At 63.5% G+C, this 16894-nt stretch carries 16 protein-coding genes; 9 read left to right on the top strand and 7 right to left on the bottom strand.

Annotation, left to right across the window (positions count from 1 at the left end; genetic code table 11):
• Positions 1-88: 88 nt before the first annotated feature.
• Both ACODNH_RS17875 and ACODNH_RS17870 read right to left on the bottom strand, forming a co-directional pair.
• Complete coding sequence (locus tag ACODNH_RS17875) at positions 89-2335, bottom strand: PAS domain S-box protein (protein WP_434530700.1); 2247 nt, start codon at positions 2333-2335, stop codon at positions 89-91.
• 159 nt (positions 2336-2494) lie between these two features.
• A complete protein-coding gene (locus ACODNH_RS17870) occupies positions 2495-4114 on the bottom strand; it encodes a long-chain-fatty-acid--CoA ligase (protein ID WP_434530699.1) in 1620 nt (539 codons plus the stop codon).
• Positions 4115-4248: 134 nt separating this feature from the next.
• Between ACODNH_RS17870 and ACODNH_RS17865 the strand changes: the two genes are divergently transcribed.
• The 5 genes from ACODNH_RS17865 to ACODNH_RS17845 are packed head-to-tail and all read left to right on the top strand — an operon-like array spanning position 4249 to position 8937.
• The gene (locus ACODNH_RS17865) at positions 4249-5208 is read left to right on the top strand and encodes a 1,4-dihydroxy-2-naphthoate polyprenyltransferase (protein ID WP_434530698.1); all 960 of its coding nucleotides are present in this window, start codon (positions 4249-4251) and stop codon (positions 5206-5208) included.
• On the top strand, positions 5205-6251 hold the full coding sequence (locus ACODNH_RS17860; RefSeq protein WP_434530697.1) for a mandelate racemase/muconate lactonizing enzyme family protein: 1047 nt from the start codon (positions 5205-5207) through the stop codon (positions 6249-6251). Before ACODNH_RS17865 ends, ACODNH_RS17860 begins: the two co-directional genes overlap by 4 nt.
• A complete protein-coding gene (locus tag ACODNH_RS17855; protein ID WP_434530696.1) occupies positions 6244-7767 on the top strand; it encodes a class I adenylate-forming enzyme family protein in 1524 nt (507 codons plus the stop codon). Before ACODNH_RS17860 ends, ACODNH_RS17855 begins: the two co-directional genes overlap by 8 nt.
• A 54-nt stretch (positions 7768-7821) precedes the next feature.
• On the top strand, positions 7822-8559 hold the full coding sequence (locus ACODNH_RS17850; RefSeq protein ID WP_306706588.1) for an NRDE family protein: 738 nt from the start codon (positions 7822-7824) through the stop codon (positions 8557-8559).
• Between the two features lie 27 nt (positions 8560-8586).
• On the top strand, positions 8587-8937 hold the full coding sequence (locus ACODNH_RS17845; protein WP_004517952.1) for a helix-turn-helix transcriptional regulator: 351 nt from the start codon (positions 8587-8589) through the stop codon (positions 8935-8937).
• Between the two features lie 21 nt (positions 8938-8958).
• Here the strand turns inward: ACODNH_RS17845 and ACODNH_RS17840 are convergent, their stop codons facing one another.
• Positions 8959-9912: a 1,4-dihydroxy-2-naphthoyl-CoA synthase gene (locus tag ACODNH_RS17840; RefSeq protein ID WP_434530695.1), complete on the bottom strand. Its 954-nt coding sequence runs from the start codon at positions 9910-9912 to the stop codon at positions 8959-8961.
• 95 nt (positions 9913-10007) lie between these two features.
• Between ACODNH_RS17840 and ACODNH_RS17835 the strand changes: the two genes are divergently transcribed.
• Together ACODNH_RS17835 and ACODNH_RS17830 are read left to right on the top strand one after the other, a co-directional pair.
• Positions 10008-10322 (top strand): hypothetical protein, encoded by a 315-nt coding sequence (locus ACODNH_RS17835; RefSeq protein WP_434530694.1) that lies wholly within the window; start codon positions 10008-10010, stop codon positions 10320-10322.
• A 58-nt stretch (positions 10323-10380) separates the two neighbouring features.
• The gene (locus ACODNH_RS17830; protein WP_434530693.1) at positions 10381-11334 is read left to right on the top strand and encodes a DnaJ domain-containing protein; all 954 of its coding nucleotides are present in this window, start codon (positions 10381-10383) and stop codon (positions 11332-11334) included.
• A 4-nt stretch (positions 11335-11338) separates the two neighbouring features.
• Here the strand turns inward: ACODNH_RS17830 and menD are convergent, their stop codons facing one another.
• Both menD and ACODNH_RS17820 read right to left on the bottom strand, forming a co-directional pair.
• Positions 11339-13117: a 2-succinyl-5-enolpyruvyl-6-hydroxy-3-cyclohexene-1-carboxylic-acid synthase gene (gene menD / locus ACODNH_RS17825; RefSeq protein ID WP_434530692.1), complete on the bottom strand. Its 1779-nt coding sequence runs from the start codon at positions 13115-13117 to the stop codon at positions 11339-11341.
• The gene (locus ACODNH_RS17820; RefSeq protein ID WP_306706577.1) at positions 13114-14451 is read right to left on the bottom strand and encodes an isochorismate synthase; all 1338 of its coding nucleotides are present in this window, start codon (positions 14449-14451) and stop codon (positions 13114-13116) included. Before ACODNH_RS17820 ends, menD begins: the two co-directional genes overlap by 4 nt.
• Positions 14452-14721: 270 nt before the next feature.
• Between ACODNH_RS17820 and ACODNH_RS17815 the strand changes: the two genes are divergently transcribed.
• Together ACODNH_RS17815 and ACODNH_RS17810 are read left to right on the top strand one after the other, a co-directional pair.
• Positions 14722-14937, top strand: a complete 216-nt coding sequence (locus ACODNH_RS17815) for a ribbon-helix-helix domain-containing protein (protein WP_004517946.1) — start codon at positions 14722-14724, stop codon at positions 14935-14937.
• Between the two features lie 71 nt (positions 14938-15008).
• Positions 15009-15290, top strand: coding sequence for a UPF0058 family protein (locus ACODNH_RS17810; protein ID WP_058995945.1), 282 nt, complete (start codon positions 15009-15011; stop codon positions 15288-15290).
• Between the two features lie 58 nt (positions 15291-15348).
• On the opposite strand, the gene ACODNH_RS17805 is transcribed toward ACODNH_RS17810, so the two are convergent.
• Both ACODNH_RS17805 and ACODNH_RS17800 read right to left on the bottom strand, forming a co-directional pair.
• Positions 15349-15867 (bottom strand): winged helix-turn-helix domain-containing protein, encoded by a 519-nt coding sequence (locus tag ACODNH_RS17805; protein WP_306706573.1) that lies wholly within the window; start codon positions 15865-15867, stop codon positions 15349-15351.
• Between the two features lie 149 nt (positions 15868-16016).
• Positions 16017-16874 (bottom strand): enoyl-CoA hydratase/isomerase family protein, encoded by an 858-nt coding sequence (locus ACODNH_RS17800; protein WP_306706572.1) that lies wholly within the window; start codon positions 16872-16874, stop codon positions 16017-16019.
• Positions 16875-16894 lie beyond the last annotated feature (20 nt).

Below are 16894 nucleotides of genomic sequence, written 5' to 3'. Positions count from 1 at the left end.
TCCTCCGCCGACTATCGAACAGTGGTGAAGTACTGACTGCCTCTGGACGGGGTGCCAGCAAGACTCCAGATGGACACCGCGCCAGTCGCTATGAATCGCAAAACGAGACGCCGGTAATCTCAAAGCGTGCGCCACCGTCGGCGCTGTCGCGAACACTGATCTCCCAGTCGTGCGCCGCTGCGACCTGCCGGGCGATACTGAGCCCGAATCCGGTTCCCTCCGTGCTCGTTGAGTAGCCGGCTTCGAACACCGTCTCCCGCTCGTCTTCGGGGATGCCGGGGCCGTCGTCCGCGACGTAGAACCCGTCGTCTAACGCCCCGATCGTTACGGTCACGTCCGCCCCAGCGTGCTCAACTGCATTTCGAACGAGATTCTCGAATAACTGTTTCAGGCGGCTCTCGTTTGCCAGGACGGTCCGGTCGATATCGGTGACGAGTGTCGCATCGGCCGTCTCGACAGTCGCCCAGCAATTTTCGGCGAGCGATGCTAGTGCGACCGGTTCGCGGTCGGTGACGGTCTCACCGTCCTGTGCCAGCGTGAGCAGATCGGTTAACAGCGTATCCATCCGTTCGTGTGCCCGTTCGACAGCAGCCAGATGTTCACTCTCGCATTGCTCGCCCGCCAGTTGCAGTCGCCCCTGCGCAACGTTCAGCGGATTCCGCAAATCGTGTGAGACGACGCTCGTGAACGCCTCAAGTTGGTCGTTGTGCTGTTCGAGGGCCCGCTCGCGGTCGCGTAGCTGTTCGGTCCCTTCGACCTGCTTGAGCGCGCTGGTGACGTGTCCGGCCAGAATTTCTCCAAGGACGACGTCTCGCTGATCGAACGCCGCGGTCGTCTCCGAACCGGCCAACAGGACTCCGTACTCGCCGAGCGGGAGATACAGTTCGCTTTTGATCAGTGTGTCCGGGTTGTAGATGTCCGGGTCGGCGTGGACGTCATCGACGGCGAGTGCGTCACCGGACTCGTAGACGCGCCACGCGATGCTGTCTCCGGGCGTGAAGGTCGGTAAATCGTCTACCAGGTCATATATCCCGTCAGAGGCGGCGACCGGTTCGAGAGTTCGTTCATCCTCGTTGTAGAGGTGGATTGTGTTCGCCTCGAGTCCCAGTACAGTGCGCGCCGTCTCGACGCCGATTTCAGCCACCTCCTCGCGCGTGTCAGCCCGGAGCAGATCCTGTACCGATTCGCTGAGCGCTTTGAGGCGACGTTCGTGTTGTTTTCGTTCGGTAATGTCTCGTTGGAACCCAACGTAGTTGATGACCGTTCCGTCATCGTCGCAGACTGGGGCGATAGACACCTGATTCCAGAACATAGTTCCGTCCTTCCGGTAGTTCCGGAGTTCGACCGACACGGGTTCGCCCTCGTCGATGGCCGCCCGCATCGCGTCGACCGGCTCGGACTCGGTCGCCTCGCCCTGCAGGAACCGGCAGTTTCGGCCGCGCACCTCTGACTCCGTGTAGCCAGTCAGCTCCAAGAACCGACTGTTGGCGTATGTTATCGGGGTGTCATCCTGCTTGGGGCCGGTCATTATAATGCCGATAGGTGCCTCGTTCATGGCGCGTTTGGTCCGGGAAAGTTCCTGTTCGCCGTCCCGCCGCTGAGAAATATCCCGGACCGTACAGACCAGTTCACCGCGGTCAGTCCGTGCGAGCACGTGGTCCTCGGTGAACGTGCTCCCATCGGCACGGAGCCCGGTTGTCGTGCCTGTCCAGTACCCGGTCTCTTCGATGGCCGGGAGGATCTCGTCGTAGATGCGTGGAATGTCCGCCTCTCGATACAACAGTTCCCAGTGCCGGCCCTGCATCTCCGCAGGGTCGTAGCCGTAGAGATCTGCGTACGCTTCGTTGACGAAAATAAACCGCCCATCCTCGTCCAGGATACTGATTCCCTCCTGTGCGGTCTCGATGGCATCGAGCTGGCGGTTCCGCTCGCGTTTGACACGCTGAGACTCCACTGCGTTAGTAATTCTATTCGCGAGCACTGCGTACTGGTCCGTACCGCTCCCTTTTTGCAGATAATCGGTAACACCGGCCGAGATAGCGTCGCTTGCGATCTCCTCAGAACCTTTGCCAGTGTAGAGAATGAATGGAAGCGCCCCGTACTCCTCGCGGACCGCTTCGAGGAATTGGATGCCGTTCCGCTCGGGCATATCGTAGTCGGAGACGACACAGTCGATGTCATTGTCGGCCAAGATTTCCAGCCCCGCTGTGGCGCTCGTCGCAGTCTGCACGTCTACCCGGTCGTCCTCGCGTTCCAGAAACGATGCCGTCATGTCGGCAAACCCCGGTTCGTCATCGACGTGGAGAATGCAGAAGGTTTCAGCAATATCCGTCATACCTTTGGGTAGTAGTCACACATTATAGGACGCTGAGTTAAAAGACCATCTCTGAAATCGGACGGTAACATATGCCCGTCATTGACGGGCTACGTGTTCCATCTTTCGGCCGTGTTTGGTTTTAGATAATTTACACTTACGTGAAGTTCGCGCGCATGGCTATCCCTGGCCGACCATCTCGTCTTCGTCTTCCCACTCCTGTTCACGGAGCTCGTACTTCTGGACCTTGCCGGTCGCTGTCGTGGGTAGTTCCTCAACGAACTCCACGCGGCGGACGACTTTGTAGGTCGCCAGTTGTTCTCGGGTGAAGTTCCGGAGGTCTTCAGCTGTCACGCCCGGGTTGTCAGGATCGCCTGAGTTAGGGACGACGAAGGCTTTCGGTGTCTCGCCCCACTCGTCGCTCGGGGCGGGGATAACTGCGACATCGCTGACGGCGTCGTGTTCGTAGAGTGTATCCTCCAGTTCGATGCTGGAGATGTTCTCGCCGCCGGAAATGATGATGTCCTTCTTCCGGTCGCGGATGGCAACCATGCCATCCTCGTCGACCGTCGCCAGGTCGCCCATGTGGTAGTAGCCCTCGACACGGTCGGAGAAGGCCTCCTCCGTCTGTTCGGGCTTGTTCCAGTAGCGGTCCATCACCTGATTGCCGCGGACGACGACCTCCCCCAGCGTCTCGTCGTCGTGTGGCACATCGTTGCCGTCCTCGTCGACGACCCGGACATCGGTCCCAAGGTAGCCGATGCCCTGGCGCTTCTTGACGCTGAAGCGGGCGTCGCTTCCGTCTTCGAAGAACCGCCGGGCGTCTGAAGTCGTGACGAGTGGGCCGGTTTCGGTCGCGCCGTAGACGTGTTTCAGGTACCAGCCGAAGTCGTCTTCGACGGCTCGGATGACGGCCTCCGGCGGTGCGCTGCCGGCCGTTGCGATGCGCACATCGTTCGCACCGGTCGTCTCGATCTCTCCGTCGTGGGCTGCATAGCGGTCCGCCAAGATGTTCAGCACCGTCGGCGCGCCACAGAGATAGGACACGTCTTCTGTCCTGACAGCGTTGAAGATGCCTTCGGCGTCAACGCCGCGGGTACAGACGTGTTTCGCGCCCATGCCGGTGACCGAGAAGATGTGGCCCCAGCCGTTGACGTGGAACATCGGGAGCGTCCAGAGGTAGACATCGTCGTCCGAAATCTCCTGATGGAGCGCAACGATGTAGGCGTGAAGTGTCTCGGTCCGGTGGGTCCGACAGACACCCTTCGGGTCGCCGGTGGTCCCTGAGGTGTAGTTGATCGTGATGAGGTCGTCCTCGTCCATCTCTGGCCGCTCGTAGTCGGTCCCCGCCTCCTCGATAATTTCGTCAAAGGACTCCCAGTCGCCGTCGACGGCGTCCGTGTCGTTGGTCACGAAGATTTCCGTGGGCACCTCGTCGCGGATCGGCTCGATCTTCTCGGCGTACTCGTAGTCCGCGTAGACAGCGTCGACCTCGGCGTCCGAGAGAATATATTCGAAATCGTCCGGCACGAGCCGGTAGTTCAGCGGCGTGTGGACCGCGCCCAGTTGCATGGTTCCGTAGGCCGCTTCGAGCTGGTAGTGCGTGTTCGGGTCCAGCACGGCCACCCGGTCCCCCTTCTCGATGCCACGGGCAGCCATCGCCGCCGAGAACCCGTCGGCTCGCTCCCCGAACTCATCGTACGTGAAGCGTTCACCGGTCGTGGCGACAACAGCCTCTTTGTCCCCGTAGTATTCCCGCGCACGGTCGAGAAAATCCGTGGTCAGCAGTGGCTTGTGCATCTCAGGCTACCGTATGGTTAATCATGATAAAGTGGTTGTGATACTCCCCTGATCTTGCTGTCTCGGAACCGGTCATATTTTGGGTGTCTGTCGAACCACAGCCGCTTTGGGGATAGCGTCCCCAGTTTTCACCAATGAGTACAGCGACGGCGGACGTTTCGAAGCGGCAGGCGTGGGTGATGGCCGCACGGCCACAGACACTGCCTGCCGGGGCTGCGCCGGTCATCGTGGGAATGGGGCTGGCGGTCCACGCTGGCGTCTTCGCTCCAGTGCCGGCAGTTGCGGCGCTGGTGGGCGCGCTGCTTATCCAGATTGGAACGAACTTCGCGAACGACTACTACGATGCGGTGAAGGGGGCCGACACCGATGAGCGTGAGGGGTTCACCCGCGTGACCGCTGGCGGCCTCATCGATGCCGAGGAGGTCAAGCGGGCGATGATAGCGACCTACGGCCTCGCCGTTGTCATCGGCGTCTATCTCGTCGCCGTCGGCGGTCTGCCCATCGTCGTGGTTGGCCTCTCGGGTATCGCCGCCGGGATTCTCTACACCGGCGGTCCGTTCCCCTACGGCTACCGTGGCCTGGGCGACCTGTTCGTCTTCGTCTACTTCGGCGTCATCGCGGTCACCGGCACGTACTATGTACAGGCCGTTGCGAGCGCAAGCGGCGTCGGCACGTTCCCGATGACGCTCCCGCCGGGATCGGTCACTGCCGCCGCCATTACAGCCAGTCTCCCAGCAGCCGGGCTGTCGACGGCGATTCTCGTCGTCAACAACATACGCGACCGCGAGACGGACCGCGCCACAGGCAAAAAGACGTTAGCGGTCTATCTTGGCTATGGATGGAGCCGCGTCGAGTTCCTCCTGATGGTCGGGATGGCCTACGTCGTCCCTGTCGTGTTCGCCTTTGACAGCCAGTACGGACTGGCGGCACTGGCCCCGCTGCTTACGCTGCCACTGGCGGCGACTATCTCGAAAACAGTCCTCACACAGACCGACGGCGACGCACTGAATCCGACGCTCGAACGGGTCGGCCAGACGCTGTTCGCCCACTCCGTCCTGTTCGCGGCGGGTCTCGCTGCCACACAGCTACTATGAAGGTCGATTCGTTTTCGCTCCCGCTGTCGAGTCCGCTTGCCACCGCCCGCGAGACGATTAGCCAGCGCTCGGGGTTCGTCGTTCGCTACGACCACCGTGGCGAAACCGGCGTCGGCGAAGCTACGCCGCTCCCGGGCTGGACGGAGTCCGTCGACGACTGCCACCGCGGACTTGACGACGCTGCCACGGTTGCGGCCGACGGCGGGCACACGGATGTCCTGCTGTCGTTGGACGCCGCATCGGTTCCTGCCGCCCGACACGGTTTTGCGACCGCGCTACTGGACGCCGACGCCAAGGCCGATGGCGTGCCGCTGTACCAGTGGTTCGAGCCTGAGAGGCACTGTAATCGCGTCCCGGTCAACGCGACAGTCGGCGACGGGTCTCCAGCCGAGACCGCCGACGCCGTCGAGCGGGCGGTCGCGGCCGGCTACGACTGTTGTAAGCTCAAGGTCGGGAAGCGAACCGTCGACGAAGACGTGGCGCGCGTTCGGACCGTCCGCGAGCGGGTGGGCGACGGTGTGACCCTGCGGGCCGACGCCAACGGCGCGTGGTCCCGTGACCAGGCGCAAGACGCCTTCGACCGCCTCGCGCCGCTGGACGTGGCCTACGTCGAACAGCCGCTTCCGACTGATGACCTCGCCGGCCACGCTGAGCTGCGGGGCAACGGTGTCGGTGTCGCGCTCGATGAATCCCTTGTCGAACGCCGGGTCGACAGCGTGCTCGACGCCGACGCGGCCGACGTACTGATACTGAAACCGATGGTGCTGGGCGGCCCCGGCAACGCCCATACGCTGGCACTTCGGGCCCGCGAGCAGGGCGTCAAGCCGGTCGTCACGACGACTATCGACGCCGTCGTCGCCCGCGTTGCGGCGCTACACGTCGCCGCCGCGATTCCCGATGTGGCCGCGTGCGGTCTGGCGACCGGCGACCGACTGGCCGCCGACCTCGCGCCGGACCCGACAACGGTAACTGACGGATCGATGTCGGTTCCCCAGTCGACCGGCCTCGGCATCGACCCGGCGGAGGTGGAACCCGATGCGTGATCCCTTCAACTGGCCGACAGAGGATCTCGTAACGCACCGTGCCGAGACGACGCCCGACCGGACGGCAATGGTTGCGGCGGCCTCCGGGAACGCGGTCACCTACCGCGAACTCGACGCCGCCGTCGATACGGTGGCTGCCGAACTCGATCGGCGGATCGACGCCCCGGATGCCACCGTCGCGACGCTCCTGCCGACGCGGCCGGCAGTCGGGACGCTCCTGTTCGCGGCGATGCGACTGGGGGCGACGCTCGCGCCGCTGAACGTCGAACTCGACACGGGGACGCTCCAGAGCCAGCTCTCGACGGTTGACGCCGACCTGCTGGTCTGCGGGGACAGCACCGCGTCGCTGGCGGGTGACATCGACGGCTGTCCCGTCGTTTCGGTCGGTGCAGACCTTTCAGCGGCTGCTGTCGCCGACGAGACAGCAGCGACGGTCTCGGCCGACGAAACAGCCACCGACGTGACCCCGGCGACTCTCTCCCGGACGGCCACCCAACTGGTCATTTTTACCTCTGGAACCACCAGCGAGCCGAAAGGCGTCCAGCTGACCGTCGGCAACCTCGTCGCCAGCGCCGTCGCGTCATCGTACCGCCTCGGCGTTCTTCCGGATGACCGCTGGCTGGTCTGCCTCCCGACCTACCACATGGGCGGACTGGCGCCGTTCGTCCGGAGCGCGCTATACGGCACTGTGGCCGTCGTCCAGCGGTCGTTCGACGCTAACGCGACACAGCAGGTGTTTGCGAAACACGAGGTGACTGGCGTCTCGCTGGTGCCGACGATGCTGTCGCGGCTGCTGGACGCGGGCTGGGAACCGCCGTCCTCGCTCCGGTTCGTCCTGCTCGGCGGCGGGCCGGCCAGCGAGACACTCATCGAACGGTGTCGGGAGCGGGGCGTGCCGGTCTGTCCAACCTACGGGATGACAGAGACGTCGTCCCAGATAGCGACGGCGCGGCCCGAGACAGCCTTCGAACACGCCGGCACCGTCGGCCAGCCGCTCGTGTCCACCGACCTGACAGTTGTCGCTGATGGGGCCACCTGTGACCCCGGCGAACGCGGCGAGATAGTCGTCGACGGCCCCACGGTGACGCCGGGCTACCTGAACGGTGATGGTGATGCGTTCAGCGACCACGGTTTCCGGACCGGCGACATCGGCTATCAGGACGCGGACGGTCGTCTCTGCGTCGAGGGCCGCGTCGACGACCAGATCGTGACCGGCGGGGAGAACGTCGACGCGAGCACGGTTGCTGACACCATTCGCGAGCACCCTGCGGTCAAGGATGCGGCCGTCGTGGGACTCTCCGATGAAGAGTGGGGCCAGCGCGTCGCCGCATTGGTCGTCGGGGACGTATCGCCCGCAGTGGTTCGCGACCACTGCGCCGAGCGACTCGCGCCGTACGAGGTGCCAAAGACGGTGCGGGCTATTGATGCGCTCCCGCGGACGGCCTCGGGGACTGTCGACCGGTCCGCCGTCCGGTCGCGCCTCGGGACTGCCGGCGAGTCGAACGAATCCGTATAGCGGATTGGGGCTCGCGGCCAAGCGGTTTTCTACGTCGATAGCGTATACAGTTCCGTGTGTACAATCGTCCTCGCGTGGCAGGTCTTCGACGGCACGCCGGTCGCGGTCGCGGCGAACCGCGACGAGCGACTCGAGAGGCCGTCACAGCCGCCACAACAGCGCCACTGGGGCAGTCGCGTTGTCGCGCCGGCCGACGAAGAAGCCGACGGGACGTGGATCGGCTACAACGAGCACGGCCTGCTAGCGGCGGTGACGAACCGCTGGGTCGACGCCGACCTTGCCGGCGACCGCTCGCGCGGCCTGCTTGTCCGGGACGCGTTGAGTCACGAGAGCGCGGAGTCAGCCGCCCGTGCTGTCGAGCAAGCGACCAGAGACGCCGAATACTCGGGATTTAACCTTCTGCTGGCAGACGAGAACGCTGCCGTCCTGCTAGAATGGGACGGCCAGCTCGCGGTCCAGAACTTCAAGCCCGGCGTTCACGTCATCGTCAACGTTGGCGCGGACGGCGACTACCGGATTCCAGCCCATCGGCCCGATGCCGGCGAGGAGCAAGCGACCAACGCGACGCGGTTGCGCGAGGCGCTGGTTCCGGAGCCCAGCGAATCCGCCGACGAATGGATTGATCGGGCAGGCGAAACCATCAGCGACCACGAGTACGGCGTCTGCGTCCACGGTGACGGCTTCGGCACGCGGTCGTCGTCGCTCATCACACTTGGTTCGGACCACGAGTATCGGCACGCGGCCGGGCCGCCATGCCGGACGCCGTACCGCCCGGTCGAAGGTCAGATTTAAGCGGCCGTCTCACGGTGTACACAATACATGAGTTCAGCAGCGTCGGAGGCGGACCTTTCTGACGGCGAGCGGGCCGGGCTCGAACTGATTCGTGAGTCCGGTGGCATCCACCAGAGCGACTTCTGGAAGGAACTCGACGTCTCCTCGCGGAAGGGGAGTCGAATCGTCGAGTCCCTGTTCGAGAAGGACCTCATCCAGCGTGAGGAGACGGTGTACGAGGGGCACAACACGTACTACCTGACACCCGCGGCCCGCGACCTCGACTTCTCACTTCTGATGGCCGGTGACCAGCTCTCGCCCTTTATCGGCGACGAAGAAGTCGACCCCCACGACGACACCTTCTCGCAGTGGGTCATGACCCTCGCTTACGAGGACTGACCGGCGGTTACGTGGCGTGAGTCAGTAATGCCACGGCACGTCGTCGAAATCCGGGTTGCGGCCCTCGTTGAACGCGTCCCGTCCTTCCTGAGCCTCGTCGGTCATGTAGGCCAGCCGCGTCGCCTCCCCGGCGAACACCTGCTGTCCGACCATGCCGTCGGAGTCCAGATTGAACGCGTACTTGAGCATCCGCATCGCCGTCGGTGACTTCTCGTTCATCCGCTCGGCCCACTCGATGGCAGTATCTTCTAAGTCTTCGTGAGGCACCACGTCGTTGACCATCCCCATGTCGGCGGCTTCGTCGGCATCGTAGGTCTTGCCGAGGAAGAACACTTCCCGGGCCTTCTTTTGTCCCACCTGCCGTGCGAGATACGCCGAGCCGAAGCCGCCGTCGAAGCTCCCCACGTCGGGGTCCGTCTGGAGGAACTTCGCGTGTTCCTCGCTGGCGAGCGTGAGGTCACAGACGACGTGCAGCGAGTGGCCGCCGCCGACGGCCCACCCCGGGACGACGGCGACGACGGGTTTGGGGATGTGGCGGATCTGGCGCTGTACTTCGAGGATGTGAAGCCGGCCGACGTTTTCCGGCGCGTCATCTTCCACGCCGTCGCTCGTCTCTCGCGGGTCGCTTTGCTCCCCGATCGCTGTGTCCGAGTCGCGTAGCGACTCGCTGTACTCGTAGCCGCTTTCACCTCGAATACCCTGGTCGCCGCCGGAGCAGAAAGCCCAGCCGCCGTCCTTCTCGGATGGGCCGTTCCCGGTCAGGAGGACACAGCCAACGTCGGTCTGGCGCTTGGCGTGGTCCAGCGCCGTCGCAAGTTCGTCGACCGTCTCCGGCCGGAAGGCGTTGCGCTTCTCCGGGCGGTCGAAGGCGATACGGACCGCACCCGTGTCGGTTGAGCGGTGATAAGTGATATCGGTGAAGTCGAACCGGTCGATGGCACTCCACCGCTCCGGGTCGAATATTTCAGAGACCATACCGTGGCTCGGGACGGCCCTCGCAAAAAGATTCCTCGTACAGGCTCACACAGCGGAGGAAACCCTTTGGTGCCACGCACACGAACCGACTAGCGATGCCCTCCACATCGAACAAAAAGGCGGTGATGGGGATGCTTGCGGGCCTTTCCATCCTCATCGTCGTGTACAGTCTCATTATCGTCCAGCAGATTCTACTCGGGCTGATTGTGGCTGTGGTCCCCTGGCTCCTGTATCTGGTTGTACGGTTCGTGTTCACGCTCGAACGAATCGCGACGGCGCTGGAACGGCTTGCGTCGGCTCGTACCCGTGAATCGGGGTCCGATGGGGCTGGATCCGCTGGGGACCATCAGCAGCCGTCGGAGTCGTACGGACACAACACAGAGACCGAAGGAGGCGTAGAGAACGAGTGACTGACTGCGGTCGCGTGCAGCTACGGTCGGTCACTCGCCCGCAGGTGCTACACTCGGCATGACAGAGACATTCTACGAGGTGCTGGGCGTTCCAACTGACGCCTCGACGGCGGCTATCGAAGCGGCCTACCGGGAGCGACTGAAGGAAACCCACCCCGACGTGAGCGATGCCGCCGACGCTGGCGAGGCGACACAGCGGCTCATCGAAGCCCGCGACGTGCTCACCGACGAAGACGAGCGGGCGCGATACGATCAGCTGGGTCACGACGCCTATGTTGCGGGCGAGCGTAACATACCGGACGACAGTGGCAGCGACGTAGCCGAAGCGGCACGGCGCGCGGGCTATGACGAATCTGAATCGGCAACCGATCGAACCGAAGCGAGCACTGACCGAGGTACAGCCCGGACGAACGCCCAAGATCGGGCACGACGTGAACGAGCCGCCAGATACCGCGTCGCTGAGGACAAAAATGGGCGCTCGACTACCGACACCGATGCGTCGTCGAGCAACGAGCAATCGACCGACGCAGCCAGTGAGACGGCGACGGCGTCGAACTCAGAGTCGACCCAGCGCTCCGGGTCCACCGCGACCAGCGGCTTCAGCGACAACGCCGGCAGCGGTGCCACCTGGACTTCGTCATCCGCGTACTCCGTCCGCCAGACCGACACCCCGTCACGCGGCTCGCTCTTGGAGATGCCGACCGGCCGGGGGCTGACGCTGTTTGCCATCACATTCGCGCTCTATCCGGTACTGTTGTTCAGCGCGCTACTTCCGGCGTTCCCCCTGTGGGTCAACCTGACAATCGGGGCCTGTACCCTCTTCATGATCGGATATCTCCAGTCCGAGCCTACTATCGCGATTATGGTGTTCGGGAGCTGGAGCCTGACGACGGCAGTGTTGCTGATCGTGCTGAACATCAGTGCGTTCTCACTTATCGGAGCGCTCGCGCTGTCGGGGACGTGGCTCCCGTTCGGGCTGTCGCTGTTGACGGCGTCCGTGCTCCGGATCTAACAGATCAGTCGTCAGCGAGGGCTTTCTCGACCTGTTCAGCAAGCCGGTCTCTGACTGCGTGGCTGTCGCCCGCGTCGAACCGGACCTCGATGACCTGTGTCCCATCGCTCCGGACTGAGTCGCCAAAGCGCTCGCGGAACTGCCGGCGGTCGGCCACCCGCTCGAACTCCAAGGAATAGAGCGCCTCCGTCGGCTCGAAATCGAGCCCGTGTGGCGTTCGGAACTGGTTCTCAAAGGTGGGGTGGTCCTCGATGGGCAGCATGTGGAAGATGCCGCCGCCGTCGTTGTTGAGCAGGACGACCGTCGCGTCTACCGCACAGCGGCCGAGCGCGAGCAGGCCGTTCATGTCGTGGTAGTACGCCAGATCGCCGGTGACGAGCACGAGTGGGTCAGTTGTCGCGCTGCCGGCCCCAAGCGCCGTTGAGGTGATGCCGTCGATACCACTGGCCCCGCGGTTGCCAAGTACGGTTAGGTCAGCGTCACGGGGGCCGCCAAAGCGGTCCATATCTCGTATCGGCATACTGTTCGAGATGAACAGTGTAGCCGGGTCCGGGGCCAACGCGGTCACATCTGCGAGGACGCCCCCTTCCCAGTAGGTCTCCGAAGCGGTTTCAGCAACGGTGTCCCAGTGGGTTTGCTCCGCCCTAATGAACTGTTCTTGCCACGACGCTGCAACGCCACCCAGCGTCTCGCCCGCGAGCGCATCTGCGGTGGCGTCGGGGTCGGCAACGAGTAGGTCCGTGGCGGTGAACTCGGCCTCCGACCAGCCGCCGGCCGGGTCGACGAGGAACTGCTGGCAGTCGGCGTCCCGGAGGTAGTGACGCAGCGGCTTCGAGGTCGGCGACGCACCGAACCGGACGACGACATCGGGGTCGTCCCACTGATCGACGCCGTCACTTCCGAGATAGCTGTCGTAGCCGCCACAGACCGGCACGTCGAGGCGGTCGACGTGGGGGCCGAACCGGAGGTCCGACAGCGGGTCCGCCAGAACGGGGAAGCCCGTGGCTGCCGCCAGCCGTTCAAGCGAGTCGGCACTGAGTCCCTGGTCGGCCGGCCCGGCAACGATGAGGCCTCGCTCGGCGGCCTCGAGTGCGTCCTGCACGCGGCGCACTGTCTGCTCGTCCGGTGCACCGACGCCCTCGCTCGTCGTGACAAACGGGCCATCGCGGCCGATTTCGGCCGCGCTGTCACCATCTGCCCAGTCGGCGGGCACGCCCGCCGGGTCGTCCTCGGGCACCGACGTCGGCTCCAGTGGCTTCCGGAAGCGACAGTTCAGGTGAACCGGACCGGGGTCATTACCGGTACTCTCCGCGAGGGCGCGAGCTGCCGTGGTCCGTAGCATCCGAACCTTCCGCGGCTCGGCCTCGGGTTCGGGCATATCGCGATACCAGCGGACGGCGTCGCCATACAGTTTCTCTTGGTCGACAGTCTGGTTCGCGCCGCTGTCGATGAGTTCCGGCGGGCGGTCCGCCGTCAGCAGGAGCAGCGGGACGCCCGACTGGTTCGCTTCGATGACTGCTGGGTGGTAGTTCGCCGCGGCGGTCCCCGATGTGCAGACCAGCGGCGTCGGCTCGCCGGTTCGGCGGGCGCGTCCCAGTGCGAAGAAGGCCGCCGAGCGCTCGTCGAGGTGGGAGAACACCTCGATGTCGGGATGCTCGGCGAATGCGATCGTTAGCGGCGTCGAGCGGCTACCGGGCGAGAGACACACCGCGTCGACGCCGCCCGCGGCGAGTTCGGAAACGAGCGTCTCCGCCCACAGCGTGTTGACGTTTGGGGCTGTCATTCCAGCTCGTCCAGTATTGGCCGGTATTTGAGCTGGACCTCGTCCCACTCGCGGTCGGGGTCGCTGTCCGCGACGATGCCCGCGCCCGCAAAGAGCGTCGCCTCGTGTTCCGTGGCGACGGCCGAACGGATGCCGACGGCGAAGGTCCCGTTGCCGGCAGCGTCGACCCAGCCGATCGGAGCGGCGTACCAGCCGCGGTCAAACGCCTCCGTCTCACGGATAGTCCGTAGCGCCGCGTCCGGTGGCAGCCCGCCGACGGCCGGTGTCGGGTGGAGTGCCTCGACCAGCGAGAGGACGTGTTCGTCGTCGTCGAGTTCGGCTGTTATCGATGTCCGGAGGTGCTGAACCGTGGCGAGCCGGCGGACGGTCCGGTCGCCGATGCGAACCGTCGAGGCAAACGGTTCAAGCTGGTCCCGTATCGCGTCGGCGACGAGCTTCTGTTCGTGGCGGTCTTTCTCGCTGTCGAGGAGCTCGGCGGCAAGCCACTCGTCCTCGGCGGGCGTGTCACCCCGTCCCGTCGAGCCAGCCAGCGCCTCTGTCCGGACGGTTCGCCCGCGGACCGAGACCAGCCGCTCCGGCGTGGCCCCGAAGAAAGTGCCACCGGATTCTGTCGATAACATGAATCGGTAGCAGTCCGGGTACGTCTTGGACAATCGGGCCATCACGTCTGGGACCGATAGCTCCGTGTCTAGTGTGGCGCTGAGGCTCTGGGCGAGCACGACCTTCTGGAGCTCGCCCCGGTCGATACTCTCTGTGGCAGCCGCCACCTGCTCGCGCCAGCCGTCCTGTGTTGGCGTGCGCTCCCGGTGTGAGATTCCCGGCGGCGTACCCGGACTGCGCTCGGAGTCTGCGACCAGTCGGTCGCGCCATTCCTCCAGTAGCGCCTCCGCTTCGGTCGCGGCCTCAGGTCCTGTCGCGACCGTTGTGAGCCAGGCATCGTCGTCCCTTCTGGTTACCTGTATTTCCGGGAGGAAAAACGCCGCACTGGGGAACCCATCCCAGGGAGAGTCCTCCCCTTCGTGTGTTCCGTTGTGGAAAGCGAACCCGCCGAATGCTCGCGGTCGAGCGATGCTCGGGAGGCTATCGGGCACTGAGCAGTCATCGAACAGTGCTTCGACTGCTGTCCGCACATCGTCGAACCGCGACTGCCCGTCGGCAGTCACAGTCGCCGCGCTCCCGCGGGCCGCAATTGACTCTGTACCGGCCGCCCAGAAGAACCGGGGGCGAGCGTCCGTCTCCAGTATTGCCCGCACCGGTGCATCGTCGAGGCGACACCCGCGTGCGACGACCGTTGTCTCACCAACCGTCGTCTCGTCACCACGCAGTGGTTCCATCAGCCATGCCTTAGGATTGCGCACCTTTGAGCCTAACTATACGCTCGATTCCACATAGTGGGGCTCGGAATCGGGCCGCCATCGTGGTGCGGCCGATTTCACGCCGTTCTGACCCGCCACGCGACATTGCAGTAATCGGATTCTGATTCGCAGAAATTAATATTTGGGTTCACAAAGTTCCTCTCTCAGTTCTACAATTGTAATTCCGCAATCTACGAACATACCCCCGTCAAGTTTAAATAGGGCATAGTCGAAGCCCCCTATGTTGCGATGCCTAAGGTAGAGATCAATATCCCGGAACACCTGGAGATGCAGATCGCGCAGCTCGTCGAGAAAGGCGAGTTCCTCAATCGTGAGGAAGCTATCGAGGACCTCCTGTCGACCGGGCTCAAGGCGTACAAAACCTCCGGACCACAGGATGAAGACGAGGAACCAGGGTTCGAAGAAGACGGCATGATGGGCCACGACGACGAGTACGTCTTCTGAAAATACAGGCGTGAGCGTCTGGTATCCCTTCTCAAGCAATTCTTATGCACGTGCCACCGCATACTGTAGCCATGCACAAAGACGAGCTTCTTGAGCTACACGAGCAGATGGTGACGATTATGCAGTACTTCCGCGACGACATGGACTCAGTCGATCCGGAACTGTTCGACGCGTATCAAGAACTCGACGTGCGGCCATCGGACGTCCACAAGTCGAAAAGTGAGCACAAACACGCCGTGTTCGTGCTCGGAAACTCGCTGGCGACGGCGATGAGCGAAGACGAGTTCTCGGATGCAGGTCGGGTCAGCAAGCGGATGAAGGAGCTGGCTGAGGACGCCGAGCGGAAACTGTAAGCAGGGCGGCCTTGCATCGCGTTCTCTCGTCTTTATCTCGACCCGTCTCTGCTCTTGGCTACGATCTTTCGCCGTCGAGTTCGGTGAACAGCTCCGGGTCGGTCTTGAATTTCAGGACGTTGTGGACGACCGAGTTTCGGATGTTCTGAATTACGTCGCCGTGTTCCTTGTAGAACTCGTGTATCCAGCGGGATTCGGCCGTCCGGCTCGGGAACATCATCACTGATTTCCACTGATATTCACCGTCTGAGAGGAAGTAAAACAGCGTGTGCCGGTCGTCCCGGATAGACACCATCGCGTCGTGCCAAGAATCGGCAAAATGCTTGGGATTGAATTTGAACTCAAACAGCGCGAAATTAAACAGCTCCTCGTTCGGGACGATGGTCTCGCGGAAGACATCCGCGTCGCGCATCTCTCGAATCGATTCGCTGACAGTCACATGGGACACGTCGATGCCGTACTTCGATTCGAGAAGGTCCGCAAGCTCGCGGGATGACCGCTTGGGGTCCGCCGAGAGCTCACGCAGAATGTACATATCCCGCTCGCTGAATTCCCAGTCCGGAGGACCGTCGGTCATACTGTGGCCCCCCTCCTGCCGGGAGCGCAGGCACGGTCGATTTCGGCGTCGGGGGTCGGTCGAGTCAGTGTTGGAACAGTCGTAGGTACCATCTGTCTGTCTGGTCGTTGGTTGCTGAATCAGTGGTGGCGTCGGCCACGGTAATCAGTTTACTGGCCCGTGAACTCCGGATCACGTTTCTCGACGAACGCGGTTGCGCCCTCTTCGTGATCGTCAGTCGTGAACGCGAGACCCTGTGCGGTGGCTTCGTTTTCAAGTGCCTGTTCCAGCGAACTGTTCAGGCTCCGGCTGACCAGCCGCTTGGCGTGACCGAGTGCAACTGTCGGCCCAGCGGCGATGTCTGCAACGAGTTCCGAAAACTCAGATTCGAACGTCTCTGCGTCGAACACTCGAGTAAATAGCCCAAGATCCTCGGCTGCCGCAGCGTCCAGTAGTTCGCCGGTAAACAGGAGTTCCTTGGCCTTGTTCGGGCCGACGATTCGTGGAAGGAAATAGGAGACACCGGAATCACACGCCAGTCCGACCTGCCGGAAGCCGAAGCCGATCTGGCCGTCAGTGCTTGCGACCTGCGTATCACAGGCGAGCGCGAGTCCTGCACCAGCACCGAAGGCGGGGCCGTCGATTTTCGCGACCACCGGAAGAGGACAGCTGTGGACGGTCCGGATCGCTTCATGGAGTGACGAGACCACCAGCTCGACCTGTGTGGCCGGCGGTCGGTCGTGTTTCACTCCCTGTAGCATCGCATTGATGTCCCCGCCGGCACAAAAGGCCGGGCCTGCGCCTTCCAGTACGACACACCGGGCGTCGCTATCGGTCACCGATTCGAACGTGGCAGTGAGCGCATCGGCCAACTCCGCTGACAGGGCGTTTCGCGACTCTGGCTGGTTCAGCGTCACTGTAGCGATCCCGTCGTCAACAGATAGCGTCACGGTCGCGTCTTCCATGTGTGGGCCCTTGACCGGCGGAAAGATAACAGTGGTGTCCGTCAGCGCCTGCCAGACCAACATCGTTGGGCAGTACCTTTTGC

This window comes from Haloarcula sp. NS06 (assembly GCF_051122755.1).
Taxonomy (GTDB): domain Archaea; phylum Halobacteriota; class Halobacteria; order Halobacteriales; family Haloarculaceae; genus Haloarcula.
This window is presented reverse-complemented; position numbering and strand designations above follow the sequence as displayed.